20 protein-coding genes and 1 tRNA gene are annotated in these 21,278 nt (G+C 57.0%); 15 read left to right on the top strand and 6 right to left on the bottom strand.

Annotated elements, in window-relative coordinates; genetic code table 11:
* The gene (locus C7386_RS06540; RefSeq protein WP_116705098.1) at positions 1-714 is read left to right on the top strand and encodes an SDR family NAD(P)-dependent oxidoreductase; all 714 of its coding nucleotides are present in this window, start codon (positions 1-3) and stop codon (positions 712-714) included.
* Between the two features lie 288 nt (positions 715-1,002).
* Here the strand turns inward: C7386_RS06540 and C7386_RS06530 are convergent, their stop codons facing one another.
* The gene (locus C7386_RS06530; protein WP_110437056.1) at positions 1,003-1,575 is read right to left on the bottom strand and encodes an N-acetylmuramoyl-L-alanine amidase family protein; all 573 of its coding nucleotides are present in this window, start codon (positions 1,573-1,575) and stop codon (positions 1,003-1,005) included.
* 105 nt (positions 1,576-1,680) lie between these two features.
* Between C7386_RS06530 and C7386_RS06525 the strand changes: the two genes are divergently transcribed.
* The 6 genes from C7386_RS06525 (at position 1,681) to C7386_RS06500 (ending at position 6,314) form a co-directional block, all read left to right on the top strand.
* Positions 1,681-2,169, top strand: a complete 489-nt coding sequence (locus C7386_RS06525; RefSeq protein WP_165815489.1) for an LURP-one-related/scramblase family protein — start codon at positions 1,681-1,683, stop codon at positions 2,167-2,169.
* A gap of 11 nt (positions 2,170-2,180) precedes the next feature.
* Entirely contained in the window at positions 2,181-3,047 is an 867-nt protein-coding gene (locus tag C7386_RS06520) for an NAD(P)H-hydrate dehydratase (RefSeq protein WP_110437054.1), read from the top strand.
* 45 nt (positions 3,048-3,092) lie between these two features.
* The gene (locus C7386_RS06515; RefSeq protein ID WP_110437053.1) at positions 3,093-3,638 is read left to right on the top strand and encodes a hypothetical protein; all 546 of its coding nucleotides are present in this window, start codon (positions 3,093-3,095) and stop codon (positions 3,636-3,638) included.
* Positions 3,639-3,676: 38 nt separating this feature from the next.
* Positions 3,677-4,795 carry an alanine racemase gene (gene alr / locus C7386_RS06510; protein ID WP_110437052.1) on the top strand — a complete coding sequence of 373 codons (1,119 nt, stop codon included), beginning with the start codon at positions 3,677-3,679 and terminating at the stop codon, positions 4,793-4,795.
* Between the two features lie 405 nt (positions 4,796-5,200).
* Positions 5,201-5,563, top strand: a complete 363-nt coding sequence (locus C7386_RS06505; RefSeq protein WP_110437051.1) for a type II toxin-antitoxin system PemK/MazF family toxin — start codon at positions 5,201-5,203, stop codon at positions 5,561-5,563.
* A gap of 223 nt (positions 5,564-5,786) precedes the next feature.
* Positions 5,787-6,314: a hypothetical protein gene (locus C7386_RS06500; protein ID WP_110437050.1), complete on the top strand. Its 528-nt coding sequence runs from the start codon at positions 5,787-5,789 to the stop codon at positions 6,312-6,314.
* Positions 6,315-6,548: 234 nt separating this feature from the next.
* On the opposite strand, the gene C7386_RS06495 is transcribed toward C7386_RS06500, so the two are convergent.
* Positions 6,549-7,859, bottom strand: a complete 1,311-nt coding sequence (locus tag C7386_RS06495) for a DUF1015 domain-containing protein (protein WP_110437049.1) — start codon at positions 7,857-7,859, stop codon at positions 6,549-6,551.
* 209 nt (positions 7,860-8,068) lie between these two features.
* Here C7386_RS06495 and ptsP point away from each other — a divergent pair, with 209 nt between their 5' ends.
* Together ptsP and C7386_RS06485 are read left to right on the top strand one after the other, a co-directional pair.
* A complete protein-coding gene (gene ptsP / locus C7386_RS06490; protein ID WP_110437048.1) occupies positions 8,069-9,784 on the top strand; it encodes a phosphoenolpyruvate--protein phosphotransferase in 1,716 nt (571 codons plus the stop codon).
* 82 nt (positions 9,785-9,866) lie between these two features.
* Positions 9,867-10,043 (top strand): DUF4357 domain-containing protein, encoded by a 177-nt coding sequence (locus C7386_RS06485; RefSeq protein WP_110437047.1) that lies wholly within the window; start codon positions 9,867-9,869, stop codon positions 10,041-10,043.
* Positions 10,044-10,097: 54 nt separating this feature from the next.
* On the opposite strand, the gene C7386_RS06480 is transcribed toward C7386_RS06485, so the two are convergent.
* A complete protein-coding gene (locus C7386_RS06480; protein ID WP_116705097.1) occupies positions 10,098-10,313 on the bottom strand; it encodes an alpha/beta-type small acid-soluble spore protein in 216 nt (71 codons plus the stop codon).
* A 589-nt stretch (positions 10,314-10,902) separates the two neighbouring features.
* On the opposite strand from C7386_RS06480, the gene C7386_RS06475 reads away from it, so the two are divergent.
* From C7386_RS06475 to C7386_RS06460, 4 genes are read left to right on the top strand one after another with little or no spacing between them, the layout of a single operon-like run.
* Complete coding sequence (locus C7386_RS06475) at positions 10,903-12,822, top strand: HlyD family efflux transporter periplasmic adaptor subunit (RefSeq protein WP_165815488.1); 1,920 nt, start codon at positions 10,903-10,905, stop codon at positions 12,820-12,822.
* A gap of 13 nt (positions 12,823-12,835) precedes the next feature.
* Positions 12,836-13,573 carry an ABC transporter ATP-binding protein gene (locus C7386_RS06470; protein ID WP_110436997.1) on the top strand — a complete coding sequence of 246 codons (738 nt, stop codon included), beginning with the start codon at positions 12,836-12,838 and terminating at the stop codon, positions 13,571-13,573.
* Positions 13,570-14,826 (top strand): ABC transporter permease, encoded by a 1,257-nt coding sequence (locus C7386_RS06465; RefSeq protein WP_110436996.1) that lies wholly within the window; start codon positions 13,570-13,572, stop codon positions 14,824-14,826. The genes C7386_RS06470 and C7386_RS06465 overlap by 4 nt, the downstream gene beginning before the upstream one ends.
* Positions 14,827-14,847: 21 nt before the next feature.
* Positions 14,848-17,124 (top strand): S-layer homology domain-containing protein, encoded by a 2,277-nt coding sequence (locus tag C7386_RS06460; RefSeq protein WP_116705095.1) that lies wholly within the window; start codon positions 14,848-14,850, stop codon positions 17,122-17,124.
* 184 nt (positions 17,125-17,308) lie between these two features.
* On the opposite strand, the gene C7386_RS06455 is transcribed toward C7386_RS06460, so the two are convergent.
* From C7386_RS06455 to C7386_RS06445, 3 genes are all read right to left on the bottom strand, one after another.
* Positions 17,309-17,384: transfer RNA gene (locus tag C7386_RS06455), tRNA-Pro, on the bottom strand.
* Between the two features lie 94 nt (positions 17,385-17,478).
* A complete protein-coding gene (locus C7386_RS06450) occupies positions 17,479-17,829 on the bottom strand; it encodes a hypothetical protein (RefSeq protein WP_116705094.1) in 351 nt (116 codons plus the stop codon).
* A 101-nt stretch (positions 17,830-17,930) separates the two neighbouring features.
* Positions 17,931-19,133: a dicarboxylate/amino acid:cation symporter gene (locus tag C7386_RS06445; protein WP_116705093.1), complete on the bottom strand. Its 1,203-nt coding sequence runs from the start codon at positions 19,131-19,133 to the stop codon at positions 17,931-17,933.
* A gap of 243 nt (positions 19,134-19,376) precedes the next feature.
* On the opposite strand from C7386_RS06445, the gene C7386_RS06440 reads away from it, so the two are divergent.
* Positions 19,377-20,588, top strand: coding sequence for a M20 metallopeptidase family protein (locus C7386_RS06440; RefSeq protein WP_110436992.1), 1,212 nt, complete (start codon positions 19,377-19,379; stop codon positions 20,586-20,588).
* Positions 20,585-21,271 carry an alpha/beta hydrolase gene (locus C7386_RS06435; protein WP_116705092.1) on the top strand — a complete coding sequence of 229 codons (687 nt, stop codon included), beginning with the start codon at positions 20,585-20,587 and terminating at the stop codon, positions 21,269-21,271. Before C7386_RS06440 ends, C7386_RS06435 begins: the two co-directional genes overlap by 4 nt.
* The last annotated feature ends 7 nt before the right edge of the window (positions 21,272-21,278 follow it).

Here is a 21,278-nt window from a genome sequence, read left to right as displayed (position 1 = left end):
ATGGCGCAGACTGTTCTCATCACCGGAGGCTCGCGCGGCATCGGTGCCGCCTGTGTGCGCACGTTTGCCGAAAACGGATGGAATATCGCGTTTACTTACAGCAAAAGCCGTGAGGCGGCGGACAGGCTCGCTGGGGAGACTGGCGCACTGGCGCTTTTGGCCGACCAGCAGGATACCGCAGCGGTCGAGCTGGCCGCGGCGGAGGTCAAGGCGCGATTCGGCACCATCGATGCCGTGGTCTGCAATGCAGGCATCGCCGAACAAAAGCTGTTCCAGAATATCACCGACGCGGACTGGATGCGCATGCTGGATGTCAATCTCATGGGTACGGTACGCACCATCCGCGCTGTGCTGCCTGAAATGCTGCACAATCACAAGGGAAGCATCGTTACGGTGTCGTCCATGTGGGGGGAGTGCGGCGCGTCCTGCGAGAGCCATTATTCCGCGAGCAAGGCTGCGATTATCGGCCTGAGCAAGTCGCTCGCGCAGGAGCTTGGCCCGAGCAATATCCGGGTCAACTGCATTGTGCCGGGCGTGATCGACACCGACATGAATGCCATGCACAGTGCGGATACCATGCAGGAGCTTGCCGATCAGACACCGCTCGGAAGAGTCGGCGCGGCAGCCGAGGTCGCGGACAGCATTCTGTATCTGTGCTCGGATAAGTCGTCTTTCATTACCGGACAGGTTTTAGGCGTCACCGGAGGATTTTAAGATGCTGTCGCCAAACCACGGTTTGGCCGACAAGAGGAACGGACCGTGGGCCGTTCCAAAGTCGTTCGAAAGTTCCCATACGGAAACTTTCTCCCTCCCAAAGTCAAAAAATCCTGCGCTATCCTTGCGCGGCTTCTCGGCCGCGCTGCGCCGATACATGCTCCCGCTTTTTTGGAATTTGCACTGCAAATTCTATTAAATGCGCGCTAACGCGCGAAAAGCTGCGACGTTAGTAAAGTGCGTTAAGAAAGATAGAACGAGAGGTCAAAAGACCTCTCGTTTTTTTGTTTAATACGGTTCCAAATCAAAATAACTGAGCAGACCGTTATAAATGCCCTGTGCAAACCCGAACGGATCGTTCTCCAGCTTCATCGCATCGGAAGTATTGGTCAGGTATGCCAGCTCGACCAGAATCGCAGGCATCTGCGTCCGCCGCAGGACATACAGGCTTGGACGGACGCGCACGCCGTTATCGCGCGTGCCGACACGCGCAACGATGCCGGCGAGCACATGCTGCGCCAGCCAGTACGCCTGCGTATTTTCCCGATAAACATACACCTCGGTGCCGTTGACGGCGGGATTTACGTTCGCGTTGCAGTGGATGCTGATGAAGTAATCCGCAGGCCACTCGTTCGCCAGCCGCACGCGCTCGGCCAGACTGGTGGCGTTGCTTGTGCCGAGGATTTCCTCGGGTGTGCTGCGGCTCAGTCGCACCTCAAACCGAGGGTCAGCCCGCAGAAGATCGGCCAGATACACGCCGACCGCGTAGGTCACATCCTGCTCGAGCAGTCCGCTGCCTTCCGCGCCGGTGTTCGGACCGGACGGATTGTGTCCCTGATCGACAAAAATCTTGATCGCCAAAGTATCACCTCCTCGTGTCAGCCTATGCGGCGGTGCAGCGAAACGTCCGTGCTTGACGGTCAGCACACGCCGTGTTATTCTGTAAGAAAAGGGGGAGGGATAGTTATGAAACTATGCATCAAACAGAAAGTCTTTTCGTGGGTAGATCGCTTCACCGTGTTTGATGAAACCGGCGCGGACAAATACTACGTTGAGGGCGAATTTTTCTCGTGGGGAAAGAAGCTGCACGTTACCGACCTGACCGGCCGGGAAACTGCATTCATCCAGCAGAAGGTGTTCAGCATGATGCCTCGCTTCTTTGTGTACATGGACGGCGTGGAACGCGCGGAAATCGTCAAGCGGTTTACGTTTTTCTTCGAAAAGTACGGGATAGAGGGTCTCGACTGGACAATCGAGGGCGATTTCTGGGCGCATGAATACCGTATCACGCAGAATGGCCGCGAGGTCGTGTCCATCTCCAAGGAGTGGTTCACATGGGGCGACTGCTACGCGCTGGACATCGCAGATTCGGCGGATGAGATGCTTGCGCTGGCGGTCGTCCTCGCAATCGACGCAGTGCACGCGCAGGCGAACGCGGCAGCGGCTTCGACTTGAAAGGAAACGATATGACAGAGATAAACCAGGATTTTGTGGACAGCGTACTGCATCCGCGCAATCCGGAGACAAATAAAAACGACTACGGCCGCATTCTGTGCGTGTGCGGCTCGGCAGGATATACAGGCGCGGCATATTTTTCGGCACAGGGCGCGGTCCGCATGGGAAGCGGCGTTGTGACGCTGGCAGTTCCGCAGGGTGCGTGGCCGGTGCTGGCGGTCAAGCTGAATGAGCCGGTCGTGCGGCCCATGCCGCAGGATGAAAACGGGCTGTTTTCCATGGACGCACTGTCGAAGCTGCTTGCGCTTGCCGAAAAGGCGGACGCGCTGCTCATCGGGTGCGGACTCGGCCGTTCGGATACGCTGACCGAAATCGTGTGTACCCTGCTTGAAAAAGCTGCTTGCCAGATTGTGCTAGATGCGGACGGCATAAATTCGATTACCGGGCATAAGGATATATTGCGGCGAACGGCAAAGCCGGTCGTGCTCACGCCGCACGCAGGCGAGTTTGCACGGCTCAGCGGCAAGCCGGATGCGACCGCTGCGGACGCGGCACAGTTCGCGCAGGACTATCGGTGCATCGTGCTCTACAAGGGACACCGCACCCGCATTTTTACGCCGGACGGCGGCTGCTATCGCAATACCTCGGGCAATCCCGGCATGGCGAAAGGCGGCAGCGGCGATGTGCTGGCAGGCATGCTGGTTTCGCTGTGCGGACAGGGCATTGACGCGGTTTCGGCAGCCTGTACGGCGGCGTGGCTGCACGGCAGAGCCGGAGATCTGGCTGCGAATGCGCTGAGCGAATACGGCATGACGCCGAGCGATATGCTGACGCAGCTGCCGATTCTGCTGAAACGATATAACTCGAAAACATGGTGATAAACCGGTCAAAGGAGTGGTAATCTGAACAGGCTGCTGTGTGGTTTGGCGGCGCTTGTTCTGCTCTGCGGCTGCGGCCGCTCGGCGGAAATGAGTGCTGAGGATGTGCGTGCGCATTTCGCATCGTTGGACAGCTGTACGGCGCATTTGAAAATAATCTCGGATTTGGACGAATCTGTACTGGAATTTGAAAGCGACTATGTCTATAATAGAGAGGACAGCGATTCCTTCACGCTGACCGCACCGGAGTCGGTCGCCGGTATCGGCGGGCGCATCTCGGGTGAGGAGAACGGCGCGTTCACGCTGCAGTACAACGACTTGCAGCTGGATGATATTGCTCCTCGACACACCGGACTGACCCCGGCAGACGCGTGGTTCTGTTTGCTGAACGATCTGCGGTACGCTGCGCCTGCACAGGTGTGGAGCGAGCACACAAACGGCGAGAGCCTGCTCGTGCTGCGCTATGAGAAGGCAGACGACAGCGTGGAAAAGCAGGTGTGGCTGCGGCAGAGCGATCTGCAGCCGGTCTATGCCGAGCTGTATGCGGACGGTGCGCGCGTGCTGACCATACAGGTGGAATCCTGTCAGTAAATCAGGAACCAAACGGTTCTGTTGGAGTGACGAAAACAATGGAAGTAAATCAACACCGCACTTGGGCGGAGATCGACCTCGGTGCGATCGAGCATAATTATCGCGTGATCTGCGAGCAGGCAAAGGCGCCGGTCCTGTGTGTCGTTAAGGCGGACGCATACGGTCACGGTGCCGTGCAGGTGGCTAAGCGGCTGGAGAAGATGGACGCACCGTATTTTGCGGTAGCGACCATTCCGGAGGGTGTGGAGCTGCGAGAAGCAGGCATCGAAACGCCCATCCTCATCCTTGGCTATGTGGACGAGAAGGATATGGACACGGCGGTACAGTACGGCATCACCGTGCCGGTGTACGACCGCGAGACCGCAGAACTCATCAGCGCGGCAGCAGAGCGCACCGGCAAGCCGGTCACCGTACACTACAAGCTGGATACCGGCATGACGCGGCTCGGCTTCCCGTCGTGGGAGTGTGAGCAGACCGTGCAGGATATCCTTGCGTGCTCCAAGCTGCCGGGCCTGATCAGCGAAGGCATTTTCACGCATTTTGCGGTTGCCGACGTGCCCTCCGGCGAGGCGTACACGGAATTGCAGTACAAGCGCTTCTCGGATGTGTGCGAGGGTCTGCAAGCGGCCGGCCTTGACCTGCCGCTGCGCCACTGTGCGAACAGCGGCGCCATCCAAACCTACGAGAAGATGCACTGCACGATGACCCGCGCGGGCATTATCTTGTACGGCTATCGGCCGGATGCCTCCGTGCCGCCGGTGCTCGATCTGAGACCCGCCATGACCGTCAAGGCGCGTGTGGTGCAGGTGCGCGATATTCCGGCGAATACGACCATCAGCTATGGCCGCACCTTCGAGACGGCAGAGCCGACCCATATGGCGGTTATCTCAATGGGTTATGCGGACGGTTATCTGCGTACAGGCTCGGGCAAGGCGCAGGTGCTGCTCGGCGGCGTGAAAGCGCCCGTGCTCGGCCGCATCTGCATGGATATGTGCATGGTGCGTATTCCGGAGGGCGTAGACGTACATCGCGGTGACGAAGTGACCGTGTTCGGTCCTGAAGGCTGGACGGCAGAGGACGCAGCAGACGCGGCGGGCACCATCTCGTACGAGGTGCTGTGCGCCATCAGCCGGCGCGTGCCGCGCTTCTATCGGTAATTTACTGACATTGCGTGCATAAGATGAAGCGAGGGATTTTCCCTCGCTTCATTTGTCTCTCAAAGTCGGTATCCTGTTAGTTTGATAGTATCGCGCGGCAGCGCTATTAAAACAGCATTTGCGTTGCAAATGCAAGAAAACCGGGAGCATGTATCACGGTTTTCTTACTTCTGGAGGGAGAAAGTTTCTGAACAGGAACTTTCGGACGACTTTGGAACGGCCTGCGGTCCGTTCCTGCTTGTCGGCGAAACTGTAGTTTCGCGACAGCTTTGAAGCGGAGGAGATTTTTCTCTCTCCGCTTTTCTGCATTATACAGTTATAATTTTGTGTGACACGGGGAAAATAGGTTTGCGGGAAAAACATCAGGCAGCACCGTAAATCTATTTCATCGGAGTGTGAACCAAAGTGGATAGCAACATCAAACGAGGCGATATTTACTATGCCGATCTCAGTCCGGTGGTTGGCAGTGAGCAGGGCGGCATCCGTCCGGTGCTGATCGTGCAGAACAACGTCGGCAATCGGTACAGTCCGACCGTGATCGCCGCCGCTATTACATCGCAGATCAACAAGGCGAAAATGCCGACGCATATCACGGTCGGTGCGCCGAACTACGGACTGACCAAGGATTCCATCATCCTGACCGAGCAGATCCGCACGCTGGACAAACGCCGCCTGCGCGAGAAAATGGGCTCGCTCGACGAAAAAGCCATGCGGCACGTCGATGAAGCACTGGCAGTCAGCTTCGGACTCGGCTCGGTGCAAGGGTAAGCCGTATAACGGCGGGAGAAAGCGCATATCCTTTTTATGGGGTATGCGCTTTTTGCGTATAGACTGGGATTTGCCGTCTGCGGACGGCAGGAACGTGCCGCGCCCGCGGCAGGGGCAAACCTTGGTGTCTATCCTTTTGAACCTCCCAGCCAAAGGTTGGCTCCCATTTTATATGCTTTAGCAAGTAGTAAAATTCAAATTTGCACAGAAAGGAGAACCGCCCATGCGCGCAGACGTATTCTGTAACAACAACCCAATCGGCACGATCGACTGGACCCCGGATGCCTGCGGCGTGCAGGTCAATCTCGACTGCGCCGTCTGCGGGGACGAACTGCTGCGCTGCTATGCGGTTGTGAACGGAAACATCCTGCGGGTTGGTCTGCCTGCACCGGAGCATGGCCGTCTGCGCCTGCGCCGGCATCTCTCGCGGCAAATGCTGCATGAGACTGGCTGTGAGGGCGAACCCGAACGGTTCTATCTCGCGTCTGCGCCGGAGCCTTTGCCGCAGAGCAATGCGCCGCCCGAGCCGCCGCTTGTCACCGGAGATACGGTCCTGGACGCGCTTCTATCCAACGAAAACGTGCAGATTCAGCCGACCGAGACCGGACTGCGTCTGCAATGTCCGTTCGACCCGAAAAAGCCGTTCGCGCTGGCGCCCGCCTTTGTGCTTTGCCGCACAGAAGGAAACACGGCAGTGCTGGAATGGAAAAAGGACGCAGCCGATGCGGCTGCGTCCTCTGAAAAGGCGTAACTTTAGGTAATACCGCATAATTGAACAAGAGTGATTTGCGAGTAAATTTTGCGTACTGACGAGGCACAGTTTTGCGGTAATACTTGATGTATTACCGTGAAACTTCGGCAGCGCGGACGGAACTCGCGCAAGGAACCGAAGCCAAAGTCAGGACACAAAATTTCCGCAAAGCACCGCGGCAGTGCGACCGGAGCCTGCACAAGGAGCCGCCGCTTTAATTGTGCGGTATTGCCTTTACTTTACGATGGTCTTTGCCTCCATGTAGTAGCGCTTCTCGTGCGCCTCACCCATGGAGAAGGTCTTGCGCGGCAGAACGCCATCGAAAACAACGCCGCGGAACAGGTCGTTCTTGGCGATGTCCGGCAGGATGAAGCCGAGGTTGCCCGGCTTTTCCGCCAGCGAAACAACAACGTCCGTGCCGTGGATGTAGTCGATCTTCGCGGAGGTGTGGGTCTCAAGATAAGCGTCCAGACCGGTCTGGATGGTAGCGACCGGAATGGCCCACTTCGGGTTCTCAACAATGAACACGCCGGACTTGTTCGCCGAGCAGAACGGGAAGAAGTGCGCGTTCTCACTCTTGGGAGCCTCGTCGGCAACGTAAGCCTTGCAGCCCTCGCCGTTGTAGAAGTCGGTCAGTGCGCCGAGCAGCTCATCGGCGTCTACGCCGAACAGGGCACGGTGGATCGGCTCGATGATCAGGCTCTCGTCATGGATGTTGACAACCTCAACGAGTGCAAAACGTGCCGGATGGTTCTCCTGCTCCTCTGCAGTCAGGCCCTTCTTAACCTCTTCCCAGTACGCCTTTGCGGTGGCCATGGAGTGGTTGCCGTCGCCTACTGCATACGGCAGCAGCGCCTGTGCGTCCGTGCAGCCGTACTTCTTGTTGAAGGTCTCGCGGTCGCAGAGTGCTTCGAGCTTGGCCTCGATGGCCTCGGTCTCCGGACCGTTCGGCAGGAACCAGCCGGTGATATGACCGCCGTTCTGCATCAGGTCGGTATCGTACAGCTTGTCATAAGAGGCGGTCTGCTCGAACAGCGGCTCGATGATCTGACGGTCGGGATCGTCGATCAGGATCATGATGTGCGGCAGCTCCAGGCACGCGCCCTGACGAACCTTGAGACGGGGCGGAATACGCTCGACAACCGTCTTTTCGGTCGGGCGGATGAGCGATGCGGAACCGGGCGTGTATTCATACGCTTCCAGATCGACCGACAGCACGATGCCGCGGCGCGGGCAGGAGCCGCCGGACCAGCGCTCGGTCAGAACGACGCCGGCGGGCAGGGTGCGCAGCGTGCCGTCCTGCACATACTGCTGCATGGTCTGATGGATTTTCTCCGTGCGGGCAGCAACGTCCGCGTCCTCCAGATAAACCTCCGGCAGGGTCAGACGCAGGGTAGAGGGTGCGTCACCGACGGTCTTGTCAGTCTCGGCCCAGTAGTCCGGCTGAGAGGTGTACTGGTCGCAGGCGATGACTGCCCACTTGGACAGGTCCACGCCTTCACGCGGAAACATGATCTCGGGAATACGAGTGCAGCGATTAGCCATAATTATCCTTCCTCCAGTAGAAGTAGTGTGGAATGCCTCTATTATAGCAGACAAATCCCGAGTACGGCACTCGTTTTTCAAAAATAAATGTCGGTTTGCAGAAAAAACTTTATTTGCTTGACGAAAGTATGGGGATGTTGTACAATATAATATAGGTTTGGTTGCGAAATTTGTATAAAAATACAATCGTAAAAACGGAGGAAAACCCCATGGTTAAATTCAAGGCTATCGGCGTTTCGGAGGGTCTGGCGAAGGCAAAGGCTCTCGTGATCAAGGAAGAAGATCTTTCGGTCGTTAAGGAGACCGTTGCCGATGTGGAAGCCGAATGCAAGCGCGTTCTTGACGCAGTGGAAAAAGCCAAGCAGCAGATCGAAGTGCTGCGTGACGATGCGGAAAAGAATATCGGTGCGGCTGAGGCGGAAATTTTTGACGCACATCTGATGATGCTCGACGACCCTGATTTTGTTGAGGGCATGACAAACATTGTAACGGATGAGAAGGTTTGCGCGGAGTACGCGTGCTTTGTCAACTGCGAGAACTTTCAGGCGATGTTCCGCGCACTCGACGACGAATATATGCAGGCGCGTGCAGCAGACATCGGTGATATCTCGCAGCGGGTCATTAAGAATCTGAAGGGCATTGCGGATAACGCGATCGACACGATCACCGAGCCGTGCATTATTGTGGCGAACGACCTTACGCCGTCCGACACGGCGAAGATCGGCGGCAAGCCGGTTGCCGGTTTTATCACGAAGATCGGCGGCCGCACGAGCCATTCGGCGATCATGGCGCGTTCGATGGGTATTCCGGCGATTGTCGGTGCCGGCGAAAAGGCGGACGAGATCGCGGACGGCGACCTGCTGCTGATCGACGGCGCGGCAGGTGAAGTAGTCGCGCAGCCGGATGAGCAGACGCTTGCCGACTTTGCGGAGCGCCAGAAGGCCGATGCGGCGCATCGTGCCATGCTCGCGCAGTACAAGGATAAGGAGGGCGCGACCTCGGACGGCCGCCGTGTAATTATCGAGGGCAACATCGGTACGCCGGATGACGCAGTCCGCGTAGCGGAGCTTGGCGGTGAAGGCGTCGGTCTGTTCCGCTCGGAGTTCCTGTTCATGGATCGTACCGACCTGCCGAGCGAGGAAGAGCAGTTCGCCGCCTACAAGAAGGCGTGTGAGATCATGCAGGGCAAGCCGGTTATCATCCGCACGCTGGACATCGGCGGCGACAAGGAAGTGCCCGCACTGGCACTGGAGAAGGAACAGAATCCGTTCCTCGGCTACCGCGCGATCCGCATTTGCTTGAATCAGCCGGAGCTGTTTCTGATTCAGCTTCGCGCGCTGCTGCGTGCCGCGCAGTACGGCGATCTGCGCATTATGTTCCCGATGATTTCGTCGGTGGATGAGGTGCGTGGTGCAAAGCAGGTGCTCGAGCAGGCGAAGGACATGCTGACCGCGGAAGGCGTACCCTTCAATCCGAACGTCAAGGTCGGCATTATGGTCGAGATTCCGGTGGCGGCTGTCTGCGCAGATGTGCTGGCGAAGGAGGTTGACTTCTTCTCGATCGGCACGAATGACCTGATTCAGTATTCCTGCGCGGTGGACCGCATCAACGAGAAGATTTCCTATCTGTACCGTCCGCTGCATCCGGGCGTGCTGCGCCTGATCGCCATGACGGCCAAAGCAGCGAACGAGAACGGTATCGAAGTCGGCGTGTGCGGCGAGATGGCAGGCACGGCCGGCATGGCGCCGGTGCTGTGCGGTCTCGGCGTGACCAATCTGTCCATGTCGGCATCCGCAATGCTGGCAGCAAAGGCAGACCTTGCAAAGCACTCCTGCGGCGAATGCAAGGAGCTGGCTGACAAGCTGCTCGCGTGCGCAAGTGCGTCTGACGCAGAGCGTATTTTCGCGGACTGGAGAGAGTCCTGAGTAAGAGTAAAAAGCCGCCGTTTCCCTGTGAAGCGGCGGCTTTGTACTGTTCGGATGGATAGAAATTGACTTGTATCGGAAAATGGATATCGTTTATCAGGATAACAAGCATTATCTGAGCAAATCCATGTCGTTTTCCTCGCCCAGTGCGGCGGCCTGCTTCGTTTTGGGCGCAAGCGCGAACGGCTGGACGGAATGGAAGGACAAGAGCGGCAGAACACTCGATGAGTTGTTCCGCAGACAGGCAGAGAAAGCATAAGTAAAGGGACACGGAATGATTCTGTGTCCCTTTTTACGCAGGAAAGAGAAGCGTTTAGCCCTGGTTTGCCATATTCTGCTCGTAGGATTCGATCATCTTCTTCACCATCTGACCGCCTACGGAGCCGGCCTGACGGCTGGTCAGATCGCCGTTATAGCCCTGCTTGAGGTTTACGCCGACCTCGGCAGCTGCCTCCATTTTGAAGCGATCCATTGCCGCGCGTGCTTCCGGTACCATGCCCTGATTAGAACCATTTTTCGTGTTAGTCATGTTTGTTCGCTCCTTTTCGATTCGGTTTGGTGTGTTGGGTTTTGCTGATAGTAGGTTGCGCACCAAAGGTCGAAATATGAGATGCAAATGCTGTGACGGAAGCCAGAAAATATGATAAGCAAACGCGTTTTGCCAGCGCAGGAAAACAAGCGTTGAAAATTTGCTTTTGGACAGCGCATAAAACCTGCTCTGCTCATATAATAAAGGAAAGCATAGACAGATACAGCCTTATTAGTTACGGTATATACTGCAGATGGGTTAGCTTGTTCTAACTTATCGTTTCCGCCCGTCACCTGCCTCCGGATGTGTTTTTCACTAAATTGTAAGCAAACATGTCTTGCAAGGATTTGTGCAATATGCTAATATGATGGTGATATATGTCCGATGCACAAATGTACAATATGCGGACACGGGAACGAATTCCGAGAAAGTCTGACAGCGATCGGAAGCGGCAGTGGAGGTGCCGCTGAAAAAGTCATATTCACTCAAATTAGGATGCTTAACCTTTTGCAAGCACAGATTTACGTGGGAATAAGGCGGCTATGCCGCTTTATCAATAATGGATAGAGAACAGAAAGGACATCATAGTTTGAGCCAAAACGAGAAGAGGTTATTCGACAGACACAAGAAACAGGAAGAATCGCCTTTAGAGCAGACGCAGGCGGTGCCTGCGGTACAGGATGAAATCACGGCAGAGCCTGCAGCCGAGGTGTTGCCCAAGCGCAACAAATACGCAGACAAAATGAATCGCAAAAAGCGCAGACTGAGCAAGGGTGCGCGTATCGGCATTACGGCGGCGGCAGTTGCGCTGCTGCTTGGCGGCGGCATCTGGGCCGTGGTGAAATCCCGCGATGCGGGTACGGAGGACGTGACGCAGACCACGGCTATGGTCAGCTGCGGCGATCTGGAGACCTACATAGAGGGAAGCGGCGTTACTGCTGCAAAAAAACGCGAGGAACTTGGCCGGGAGGTTAAGGGCAAGGTAACACAGGTGCTGGTCGCCGAGGGCGACGAGGTACACACCGGTGATCCGCTGCTGGTGATCGACCCGACCGAAACCCGCAAGGAACTTGCGGATGCACAAAAGGAACTGACCGAGGCGGAACGCGGTGTCTCGGACGCGCAGCTGGAGGTCTCCAAGGCACAGTCCGACTTGAGCGCGGCGCAGAGAAAACTGAGCCGTCTGAACATCACGGCGCCGTTTACCGGCAAACTGATTCCGGCCAAGGATTCGGACGACAAGGATGTGTCCTTCCGTGTCGGTGAGCAGGTGAGCGAGGGTCAGGTCATCGGCTACATGGTAAATGACCGCCAGATGAAGCTGACGCTGGCGTTCAGCGCCGAATATGCCCGCAGCATTCGCACCGGACAGTCGGCCACGGTATCCATCGCTTCTGCGATGAGCGAGGTGAGCGGTACGGTATCGTCGGTCGAGACAGCACAGCAGATTTCGAGTGAGGGTGTGCGCGTTATCCGCGTCGGCATTACGGTGAATAACCCCGGTTCGCTGACAAAGGGCATGACAGCCACCGCGACGATCAATGCCGGGCGCCTCGGTGCGATCTATCCGGCGAACGCGGGCACACTGGAATACAGCCGCGAGGAAGCCGTCACCGCACAGATGAGCGGCGAGATCATCAAGCTGAACGGCACAAGCTACAGCACCTACAACGGCGGTGCGCTTATCATGTCCCTGTCGAGTGACGCTTCTCAGGATGAGATTGCAGCCGCGCAGAATGGTATTGCGGCGGCAAACCGCACGGTTGACAGTGCAAAGACGGCTGCAAACGAAAAGCGGGCACACATTGCCGAACTGCAGCAGCAGATTCAGAACTCGACTGTTACCTCTCCGATGGACGGCATTGTTGTCAGCCTGAACGCGGTTGAAGGACAGGAGGCGACCGGCTCGGAGACGCTCGTTGTGGTTGCCGATTTGAATGATATTGTCGTCAACGCCGAGGTCTCCTCGATGGATATCGGCTCGGTGCAGCAAGGACAGCAGGCGACTATGACGATGTACGCGTCGGACGGCTCCGAGATTTCGCTGACCGGCGAGGTGCAGTCGGTAGCGCTGGAGCCGACACAGAGCTCCGGTGATGGGCAGGGCAGCATGCCGACCTTCAAGGCGGTCATTTCGGTGGATCCGCTGGAGGGACAGAAAGTTTACAGCGGCATGTCTATCGAATATAAAATCACGACGGCCTCGTCCTACGGCTGCCTGATGGTACCGTCGTCGGCTATCGTCAACACGGACAGCGGCACAGCTGTATTCGCCAAGCCGCTGACGGACGAGAACGGAAACGAGATTCCGTTTGAAGAGACCCTGCCGATTCCCGAGGGTACCGAAGGCATTCCGGAGGGTTATCAGCTTGTACCGGTCGAGACCGGCATTGCCGATTCGACCAACACGGAAATCCTCGGCGGTCTGGAAGAAGGCACCGAGGTATTCCTCGCCGGACCGAGCGATCTGTACGCCGATATGTCGGATGACGGCATGTCAGTCGGTTGAGGAGGGCGCGCTTATGTGGGAAAGAAAGGCGCAGACTCCTGACACGGAGCGTCGCGCTGAATTGTTGATTGACGTTCAGCGCATGAGCAAGATTTACAACGAAGGAAGAGAAAACGAAGTGCGTGCACTGGATGATATCTCGCTGCAGGTATCCTGGGGAGAGTTTCTGTGCATTCTCGGACAGTCCGGCTCGGGCAAGTCCACGCTGATGAACATTCTCGGCTGTCTGGATATTCCGACCTACGGCTCCTATCATCTGAACGGGCAGCCGGTCAGCGATATGAAGCCGTCTGTGCTGTCCGGTATCCGCAACCGGGAGATCGGGTTTATCTTTCAGGGCTTTAATCTGATTCCGGCGCTGACGGCGCTCGAAAATGTCGAGCTGCCGCTCATCTACCGCGGTATGCCGCGGGAGGAACGCCGCCGTCTGGCGCAGGAGGCGCTGGTCTCGGTCGGACTGGAAAAGCGCATGGATCACCGTCCGGGTGAGATGTCCGGCGGACAGCAGCAGCGTGTTGCGATCGCGCGGGCAGTGGCGGCAAAGCCGCCGATCATCATGGCGGACGAGCCGACCGGCAACCTGGATTCTGCCTCCGGTCTGGATATTATGCGCAAGCTGACTGCACTCAATGAGCAGGGAACCTCCATCATCCTCATCACGCATGACAACCATCTTGCACAGATGGCAAAACGCATCGTGACGATACAGGACGGCAGGATCATTTCGGACACGAAAGGAGGGTCCGTATGAATTGGATGCAGACGGTTCGTATGGCGTTCAAGTCCATCCTGAACAACAAGGTTCGCTCGATTCTGACCATGCTGGGCATCATCATCGGTGTGGCATCGGTTATCGCTATCGTGGCGTCGATTCAGGGCACGAGCAAGCTGCAGCGCCTGCAGTATGAGGCGATGGGCGTCAACCGCATCGACATTTACGGATACGGTGCGAAAAACCGCGACTGGCAGGAGTTTGAGGACTATATGACGAATGATCTGTCCGACAAAATCGCTGCATGGTCGCCGCAGAGCCAGTATTACGACTGGCAGAACAGCGGCATCCAGTACCGGGCCAAAAGGCTGGATAACAACGACAGCAACAGCGGCTACACCTATATGTACTTCGGCAACGAGCATTACGGCGAGGTGACCAGTCATGCGCTTTCCGCCGGACGGGATATTTCCGCTGCGGACTGCCGCACGCGCGCCCGCGTCTGCGTGATCGGAGAAACACTGCGCAAGTATTTCTTCGGGGCGATGAGTCCGATCGGGCAGAAGCTGCAGATCGGCGGCAAGGGCTTTGAGGTCATCGGCGTGTATGCCGGCAAGTATGACGGCAAGCTGAATACAGACGATCAGATGATTGTGATGCCGTACACGCTGCAGAGCACGATGATGAGTGTATACGGCATGGCAGACCGCCAGTATATCGTGAAGGCGGCGGAAAAGGACGTGATTGCCGAGCTGACAGACGAGCTTCTGCCGGGCTTTATGCAGGGCCGCTGCGAGGCGGGAAACGGATACTTTTCTGCTTCGTCGGACAGCCAGTGGCAGGAGCAGAGCGAGTCCTCCAACAACATGCTTGCGCTGCTCGGCGGCGGTGTTGCCGGAATCTCGCTGCTCGTCGGCGGTATCGGCATTATGAATATCATGCTGGTGTCTGTTACCGAGCGCACCCGCGAGATCGGTATCCGTATGGCAATCGGCGCCCGCAAGCGGGATATTATCGGGCAGTTTCTGGTAGAAGCCTCGGTGGTCTCGTGCTGCGGCGGTGTGATCGGCATTGTGCTCGGCTGCTTTCTTTCGGCGGTGCTGGGCAATCTGCTGCTCGCAAAAACGCAGAACAGCTACATGCCGACCGTGGAGCAGTTCACCGTACTGCCCTCTGCGGGACTGGTCATCGGCGCATTTCTGTTTTCTGCGCTGCTGGGTATCATCTTCGGACTGTATCCCGCCAATAAAGCCTCGAACCTGCAGCCGGTAGATGCGCTGCGGACGCAGTAAAAGGAAAGGACAGGTAGGAAAATGAAAAAAAGATTTGTCAGCCTGTGTCTGGCAGGCTTGATCATGGTTGCACCGGCTTCGGCGGTGTTTACCGATATTTCAGACAGCAGGGTATCGCAGACGGCCGCCGTTCTGGATGCACTGGGTATCATGCAGGGCGTAGGCGGCAGCAGCTTCGCGCCGGGTAAGGCGCTGACGCGGGCGCAGTTCTGCAAGCTGGCGGTTACCGCCATGGGTGTGACGGATGTGAGTCCGTATGCCAGCTACACGATTTTTCCGGATGTTAAGCATTCGCACTGGGCAGCGCCGTATATCAACGCGGCAGTACGCCATCCGGAGCTGAAGGAAAAGTCCATCATCCGCGGCTATGCGGACGGCAGCTTCGGCCCGGATAAGATTGTCAGCTACGGCGAGGTCTGCACCATGCTGCTGCGTATGCTGGGCTATAAAGAGGAGGATGTCGGTCCGTTCTGGCCTGCAGATTATATCGCGCAGGCACAGGCCATCGGTCTGACGGACGGCGTCACGATTACGGATGCGCGTGCCGCAGTCAAGCGCGGAGACGCGGCGGTGCTTCTGCTGAACGCTCTGAATACGGATAAAAAGGGAGAAGAGGGCAGCACACTGCTTGACAAGGTCGCGTCCTCGACGGTCAAGGACTGCATTCTGCTTGAGACCGGAAAAACACACAGCGGCCTTGCTGCAGATGCGGCATTGTTCTATGAGGACGGTGTTGTGGATGCGGAATCTCCCCGTAAGACCGCCGGTACGCTGGACAGCAGCATGATCGGCGTGTACGGCACAATCGTTATCGGCAAGGGCAGCAGCAAGGTTGCGGTCGGTGTGATTCCGAACGGCAACAAGACTGAAACTTATGAGGTTGTCAATGCGGCAGCAGATCGTATCGTTACCACGAACGGAACACTGCGTCCGGACCGCAAGACTAAGTTGTATATCAGCCGCGACCATGTCATGAATGAGTACGAAAATGCATGGGCGAACCTGCAGTCCGGCGACACGCTGACCCTGTACTACAACGAGTACGGCGTGCTGCAGCTGATGGCAGTCCTGCCGAAAACGACAGCAGGTGCCGCGCACTCGTTTGTTTACGGTCTGGCGACCTCGCGCCGGATTCCGGCGGAGTATACGATCATCAAAAACGGTGCGAAGATCGACGCGAGCAAGCTGAAAAAGTACGATGTTGTGACGCTCGATGCCGCAAACCGTCAGGCGATCGTTTCGGATACCAGGCTGAGCGGAAAATATCAGACCGACTCGACAACGTACAGCCATCCCTCTCAGGTGGAGATTCTGAGACAGAAATTCTCGGTTTCCTCCGAGGCGGCGGCAACGTTCAAGGATATGAAGCTGAACGATTACATCACGCTGCTGTTTGACGCGGACGGCAATGTTGCGGCTGCGTACCCGAAAAAGGATGTCAGCGCGGAGATGCAGGGCATTGTAACCAAGATTGACGCGGAAAAGGCCACGGTCACGCTGACAAACGGTCTGACACTGCGGGATATTTCAATCGCCAAGGACGTAAAAACCGATGTGATGGGGCGTCTTGTTACGGTCAGCCAGTCCGGTGAGGGGGCAGACCTGATTCGCCGCACGCTCTCCGGAAAGACCGCCGGAAACTGGTCTGTTGCGGAGGGCAAACTGGGCAGTAACGCTGTTTCCTCCAAGGTGCGCGTGTATGAGGAGGTGCTCTCCGGCGCACCGCTGAACGCGATCAACGTCAGCGATATTGACCTGACCTCGGTTCCGGCTTCGCAGATTAAGTATACCGTGCAGGATAATGCAGGTACGGTGACGAATATTGTTCTGGGCGATGTGACCGGAGAAAGCTGGATTTATGGTATTGGCTATGGCAAGCGGGATAAGACGGATGAGGAAGATGGCAATTCTCCGGAATATGTTGTGCTCCGCCATTGGGACGGAGCCAAACAGGAGGAAAGCACATTCCGTGTACTCACGCTGCCGCGCGGTCTGGGCGGTGTACCGATTGCAGTCCCCAGAGGGTACTCAACCGATGAAAGCATCGTCAATACCTCGCTGGATACGCTCAAGCTGACATTGATTGACACGGTAAAGCCGTCGGCATTTGACGGTTCCTCCGGTGTCCGCACCAAGGACGGCTATTACGAGCTGGCAGAGAACATCGGCGTTTACGTCTCGGAGCAGAACCGGTTTGTTTCGCTGCAGACGGCGAAATCCAACTACACGAGCTTCCGCGTATACGCCAATAAAACAGCGGAAAACGGCGGAAAAATCCGTGTGATCGTCGCTTCGTGATTTGCTGTGTGCTGCGGTTATAGTTTTCTGTTAAATAATTGAAATTGCAAAAACGGATGCTTCTCTGTACCTGGAGAGGCATCCGTTTTGTTTCAGCTTGGATTTTAATGCAGTTTTCAGGATTTTGAAAACGCCAAATAAATTGCAAAAAAGCCGCTCTTTCCAACGAAAGAACGGCTTTATCTGGTCCGAGTGACAGGACTTGAACCTGCGGCCTCTTGACCCCCAGTCAAGCACGCTACCAGCTGCGCTACACCCGGATTTGCAACGGTCTATCAAACCTTGCCTAAATAGGATACCAAATCCGGAGGGAAAAGTCAAGTGTTTTGTGAAAATTCCTGAAGGAAATTTGCGTCATGCCGCTTGTTTTGAGCGCCACCGCACCGTCAACCCCAGCGAAACCGCATACACGCTGAGAGAACCCATCGCAAACACGGCCATTACCATCAAGACGAGCAATCCGTCAGCAGCAGAGAGCGCCCCGGATTCCTGAATCTCCACATCGCACAGGGGCGCGATGTACAGTGGCAGACCCAGCCAATCCGCGAGCAAATGCGCTGCCAGAACCGTACCCAGCCACAGCAGCGAATCTTTGACCGGACGAAACGCAGGCGTGCGTGTCACGCAACGCGAGAGCAGAAAACCGATCAGCACAGCGATCACAATCGCTGCAAACACGCTCTCCGTGCAGAAACATCCGCTCATACACTAAGCGCACGCGACATAATACGCTTTCCTCATCCGAACACCTCATTTCTCTCGGTACAAAAAGAAGCCCGCAGAAGCGGACTCCTTTTCTCATTTGATTACTGAACTTCCGCTGCCTCAACCTCACGCTTTTCCTCCGCGATATGATGCTTATTCGCGTAGCCGGTCAGAATAAGCGTCAGCGCGCCGTCACCGGTGACGTTGCAGGCGGTGCCGAAGCTGTCCTGCAGGGCAAAGATGGTCAGCATAAGCGCGGTGCCGGTGCCGTCAAACAGCAGGATGCCGGTGATCAGACCGAGCGAAGCCATAACCGTACCGCCCGGCACGCCGGGTGCGCCGATGGCAAAAATGCCGAGCAGCACGCAGAACAGGATCATGGTTCCGACAGACGGAATCTTGCCGTACAGAATCTGCGAGACTGTCATGACGAAGAAAACCTCGGTCAGCACCGAGCCGCACAGATGGATGTTGGCGAACAGCGGGATACCGAAATCGACCATGTCTTTACGCAGTACAGATGATTTCTTTGCGCAGCGCAGAGCAACTGCCAGTGTCGCAGCGGAGGACATCGTGCCGACTGCGGTGATGTACGCCGGACCGTAGTGCTTCACTACTTCGATCGGGTTCTTGCCCGAGTATGCGCCCGCAACTCCATAGAGCAGCGCCATCCAGATATAATGACCGATCATAACGATGATGATGACCTTGATGAACACCGGAAACTGCTTGGTGATCGTGCCCTCATACGCCAGACCGCAGAAGGTGGACGCGATAAAGAACGGCAGAATCGGGATGATGATCTTGGTGACGATGGCGAGGACAATGTTCTGCACCTCGTCAAGCAGGGACTCCATCATCTTGGATTTGGTCCAGGTGATAGCCAGACCGACCATCAGCGACAGAGCCAGTGCGCTCATCACGTTCATGATCGCCGGAATCTCCAGCTGGAACAGTACCTCGGGCAGCTCGCGCAGACCGTCAACCTGCGATACGATCGACAGGTGCGGAATGAGTGCGTAACCGGCTGCCGTGCTCATCAGCGCTGCGCCGACCGACGACACATACGCGATAATGAGCGCAATGCCCAGCATTCTGGATGCGTTGTGGCCCAGCTTGGTGATGGACGGCGCAATAAAGCCGATAACGATCAGCGGCACACAGAACGTGATGATCTGACCGAGCACCTGCTTGATCGTTACGACCACGTTCATCACGGCCTCGTTCGCCACCAGACCGAGCACGATGCCCACCGCAACGCCAAGCAGCAGCTTGAACGGCAGGCTGTTTAGAATTTTTTTCATACCTACATACTCCCTTTGTTTGCGTTGCATCTGGATGACATCGGCGGATTTCCCCTCAGCCTGTCACGCTGCCGCCAAGTTGCCATGTGGACACAATGATATACCTATATGATACAATTTACAGCGCGTTTCGTCAAGGCAAATACGGGAAATGGCTGCGCCAAATAAAAACAGAGCGGTTTTTTTCTGCAATTTATGGTATACTTAAGGCAATACAGAAACACCAACAAGGGAGGTACAACTATGTCACAAACCTTAACCATAACGGCGGAGCAGGTGCTTGCGTCGGCAGAGCGCATCCGAGAGGATATTGTCCGCGACCGGCGGACGCTGCACGCTGCACCCGAGGTCGGCACCGACCTGCCGAACACCGTAGCCTGCGTCAAAAAACGCCTGCTTGAGATGGGCTATCAGCCGCGCGAGCTGGCAGGCGGCGTCGTCGCGGAGATAACCGGCACCGAGACCGGCCGCTGTCTGCTCCTGCGCGCCGACATGGACGCGCTGCGCGTGACCGAGCAGACCGGACTGGATTTTGCATCCGCGAACGGCTGCATGCACGCCTGCGGCCACGACATGCACGCGGCGATGCTGCTCGGTGCGGCAAAGCTGCTGCGCGAGTACCAAGGTGAGCTGAACGGCACGGTCAAGCTGGTGTTTCAGCCGGACGAGGAGGGCTTTACCGGCGCGAAGGCCATGCTCTCGGCGGGCGTGCTGAAAGACCCGGCACCGCAGGCAGGCTTTGCGCTGCACGTCAATTCGGGCACGCCGTCCGGACTGGTTCTGTGCGGACGCGGCACGTTTATGGCGGGCTGCACGCTGTTCCGCATTACGGTAAACGGCGTTGGATGCCACGGCGCAATGCCGGAAAAGGGCGTGGACCCGCTCAATATCGCAAGCCACATTTACCTGTCGCTGCAGGAGATCATCAGCCGCGAGATCGGCGCAAAAACGCCTGCTGTCGTGACCATCGGCCGCATGACCGGCGGTGAGGCGCCCAATATCATCCCGCAGACCGCGGTGCTCGAGGGCACCATCCGCAGCTTTGACCGCGACCTGTCCGCACAGCTCTTCACCCGCATCGGGGAAATCGCCCGGTGCACTGCACAGGCGTTCCGCGGCACAGCCGTCACGGAAGAGATCGCGTCCGCGCCGCCGCTCAGGAATGACGCTGCGCTGACCAATCGTATGGCAGACCTTGCCGGGGCGCTGTTCGGTGAAAAGCTGGTCTATCGGCTGGACGAGGGCGGCATGGGCTCGGAGGATTTCGCGTCCTACACCTATGATTTACCGTGCGCATACCTGCTCATCGGTGCAGGCACCAAACAGGAAAATCCTGCGTTCGGTGAGCCGATGCACAACGAAAGGGTCGTGTTCAACGAGGATATCCTGCCGCGCGGCGCAGCACTGCACACATGGTGCGCGCTGAACTGGCTGGCAGACAAGGGTAACGCATGAAAACCGAACAACTCTTCATCGAAAACACACCGGCGGTGCTGTACGGCGAGCCGTCGGACACGCTGTGGCTGTTCGTTCACGGACAATTCGGCTGTAAGGAAGAAGCCCTGCCGTTTGCCGAAATCATGTCTCCGGACGCACAGGTTTTGTCCATCGACCTGCCGAATCACGGCACACGCCAAAACCGGGATGAGGAATTTGCACCATGGACAGCCGCCCCTGAACTCACCCGCGTGATGGCTTACGCAAGAGCACACTGGCGCGCGACAAACGTGCGCGCGACCAGTATCGGGGCGTATTTTGCGCGGCTGGCGTTTGCCGCACCGGAAAAAGCGTTGTTCGTGTCGCCCATCGTGGATATGGAGCGCTTGATCTGCGACAGAATATGCGCGGCAGGCATTACCGAGAAAATCCTGCGCGAGCGCGGCATGTATCCCGCAAGGGAAGGGGATATGCTCTCGTGGGACTACCTTTGCTGGGTGCGTGCGCATCCGGCAAAGGACTGGTACTGCCCGCAGTACATTCTCTACGGCGAAAATGACAGCATGACCGACTTGGCGACTATCCGCACTTACACGGCACAATCCGGTGCGGAGCTGATCATCGTGCCGCAAGGCGAGCACTGGTTCCACACACCGGAGCAGCTGGCCGTTATGGCCGACTGGGAACGCAAACATAAATAAGGAGCAC

Source organism: Agathobaculum butyriciproducens, assembly GCA_003096535.1.
Classification (GTDB): domain Bacteria; phylum Bacillota; class Clostridia; order Oscillospirales; family Butyricicoccaceae; genus Agathobaculum; species Agathobaculum butyriciproducens.
Note: the sequence above shows the minus strand (reverse complement) of the source record. Positions and strands in the feature narration are given on the sequence as shown.

Coding starts and splice junctions, on each gene's coding strand:
- C7386_RS06540 (WP_116705098.1), top strand. CDS start 1: ATGGCGCAGACTGTTCTCATCACCGGAGGCTCGCGCGGCATCGGTGCC.
- C7386_RS06525 (WP_165815489.1), top strand. CDS start 1,681: ATGAAACTATGCATCAAACAGAAAGTCTTTTCGTGGGTAGATCGCTTC.
- C7386_RS06520 (WP_110437054.1), top strand. CDS start 2,181: ATGACAGAGATAAACCAGGATTTTGTGGACAGCGTACTGCATCCGCGC.
- alr (WP_110437052.1), top strand. CDS start 3,677: ATGGAAGTAAATCAACACCGCACTTGGGCGGAGATCGACCTCGGTGCG.
- C7386_RS06500 (WP_110437050.1), top strand. CDS start 5,787: ATGCGCGCAGACGTATTCTGTAACAACAACCCAATCGGCACGATCGAC.
- C7386_RS06495 (WP_110437049.1), bottom strand. CDS start 7,859: ATGGCTAATCGCTGCACTCGTATTCCCGAGATCATGTTTCCGCGTGAA.
- ptsP (WP_110437048.1), top strand. CDS start 8,069: ATGGTTAAATTCAAGGCTATCGGCGTTTCGGAGGGTCTGGCGAAGGCA.
- C7386_RS06485 (WP_110437047.1), top strand. CDS start 9,867: ATGGATATCGTTTATCAGGATAACAAGCATTATCTGAGCAAATCCATG.
- C7386_RS06480 (WP_116705097.1), bottom strand. CDS start 10,313: ATGACTAACACGAAAAATGGTTCTAATCAGGGCATGGTACCGGAAGCA.
- C7386_RS06470 (WP_110436997.1), top strand. CDS start 12,836: ATGTGGGAAAGAAAGGCGCAGACTCCTGACACGGAGCGTCGCGCTGAA.
- C7386_RS06465 (WP_110436996.1), top strand. CDS start 13,570: ATGAATTGGATGCAGACGGTTCGTATGGCGTTCAAGTCCATCCTGAAC.
- C7386_RS06460 (WP_116705095.1), top strand. CDS start 14,848: ATGAAAAAAAGATTTGTCAGCCTGTGTCTGGCAGGCTTGATCATGGTT.
- C7386_RS06450 (WP_116705094.1), bottom strand. CDS start 17,829: ATGAGCGGATGTTTCTGCACGGAGAGCGTGTTTGCAGCGATTGTGATC.
- C7386_RS06445 (WP_116705093.1), bottom strand. CDS start 19,133: ATGAAAAAAATTCTAAACAGCCTGCCGTTCAAGCTGCTGCTTGGCGTT.
- C7386_RS06440 (WP_110436992.1), top strand. CDS start 19,377: ATGTCACAAACCTTAACCATAACGGCGGAGCAGGTGCTTGCGTCGGCA.
- C7386_RS06435 (WP_116705092.1), top strand. CDS start 20,585: ATGAAAACCGAACAACTCTTCATCGAAAACACACCGGCGGTGCTGTAC.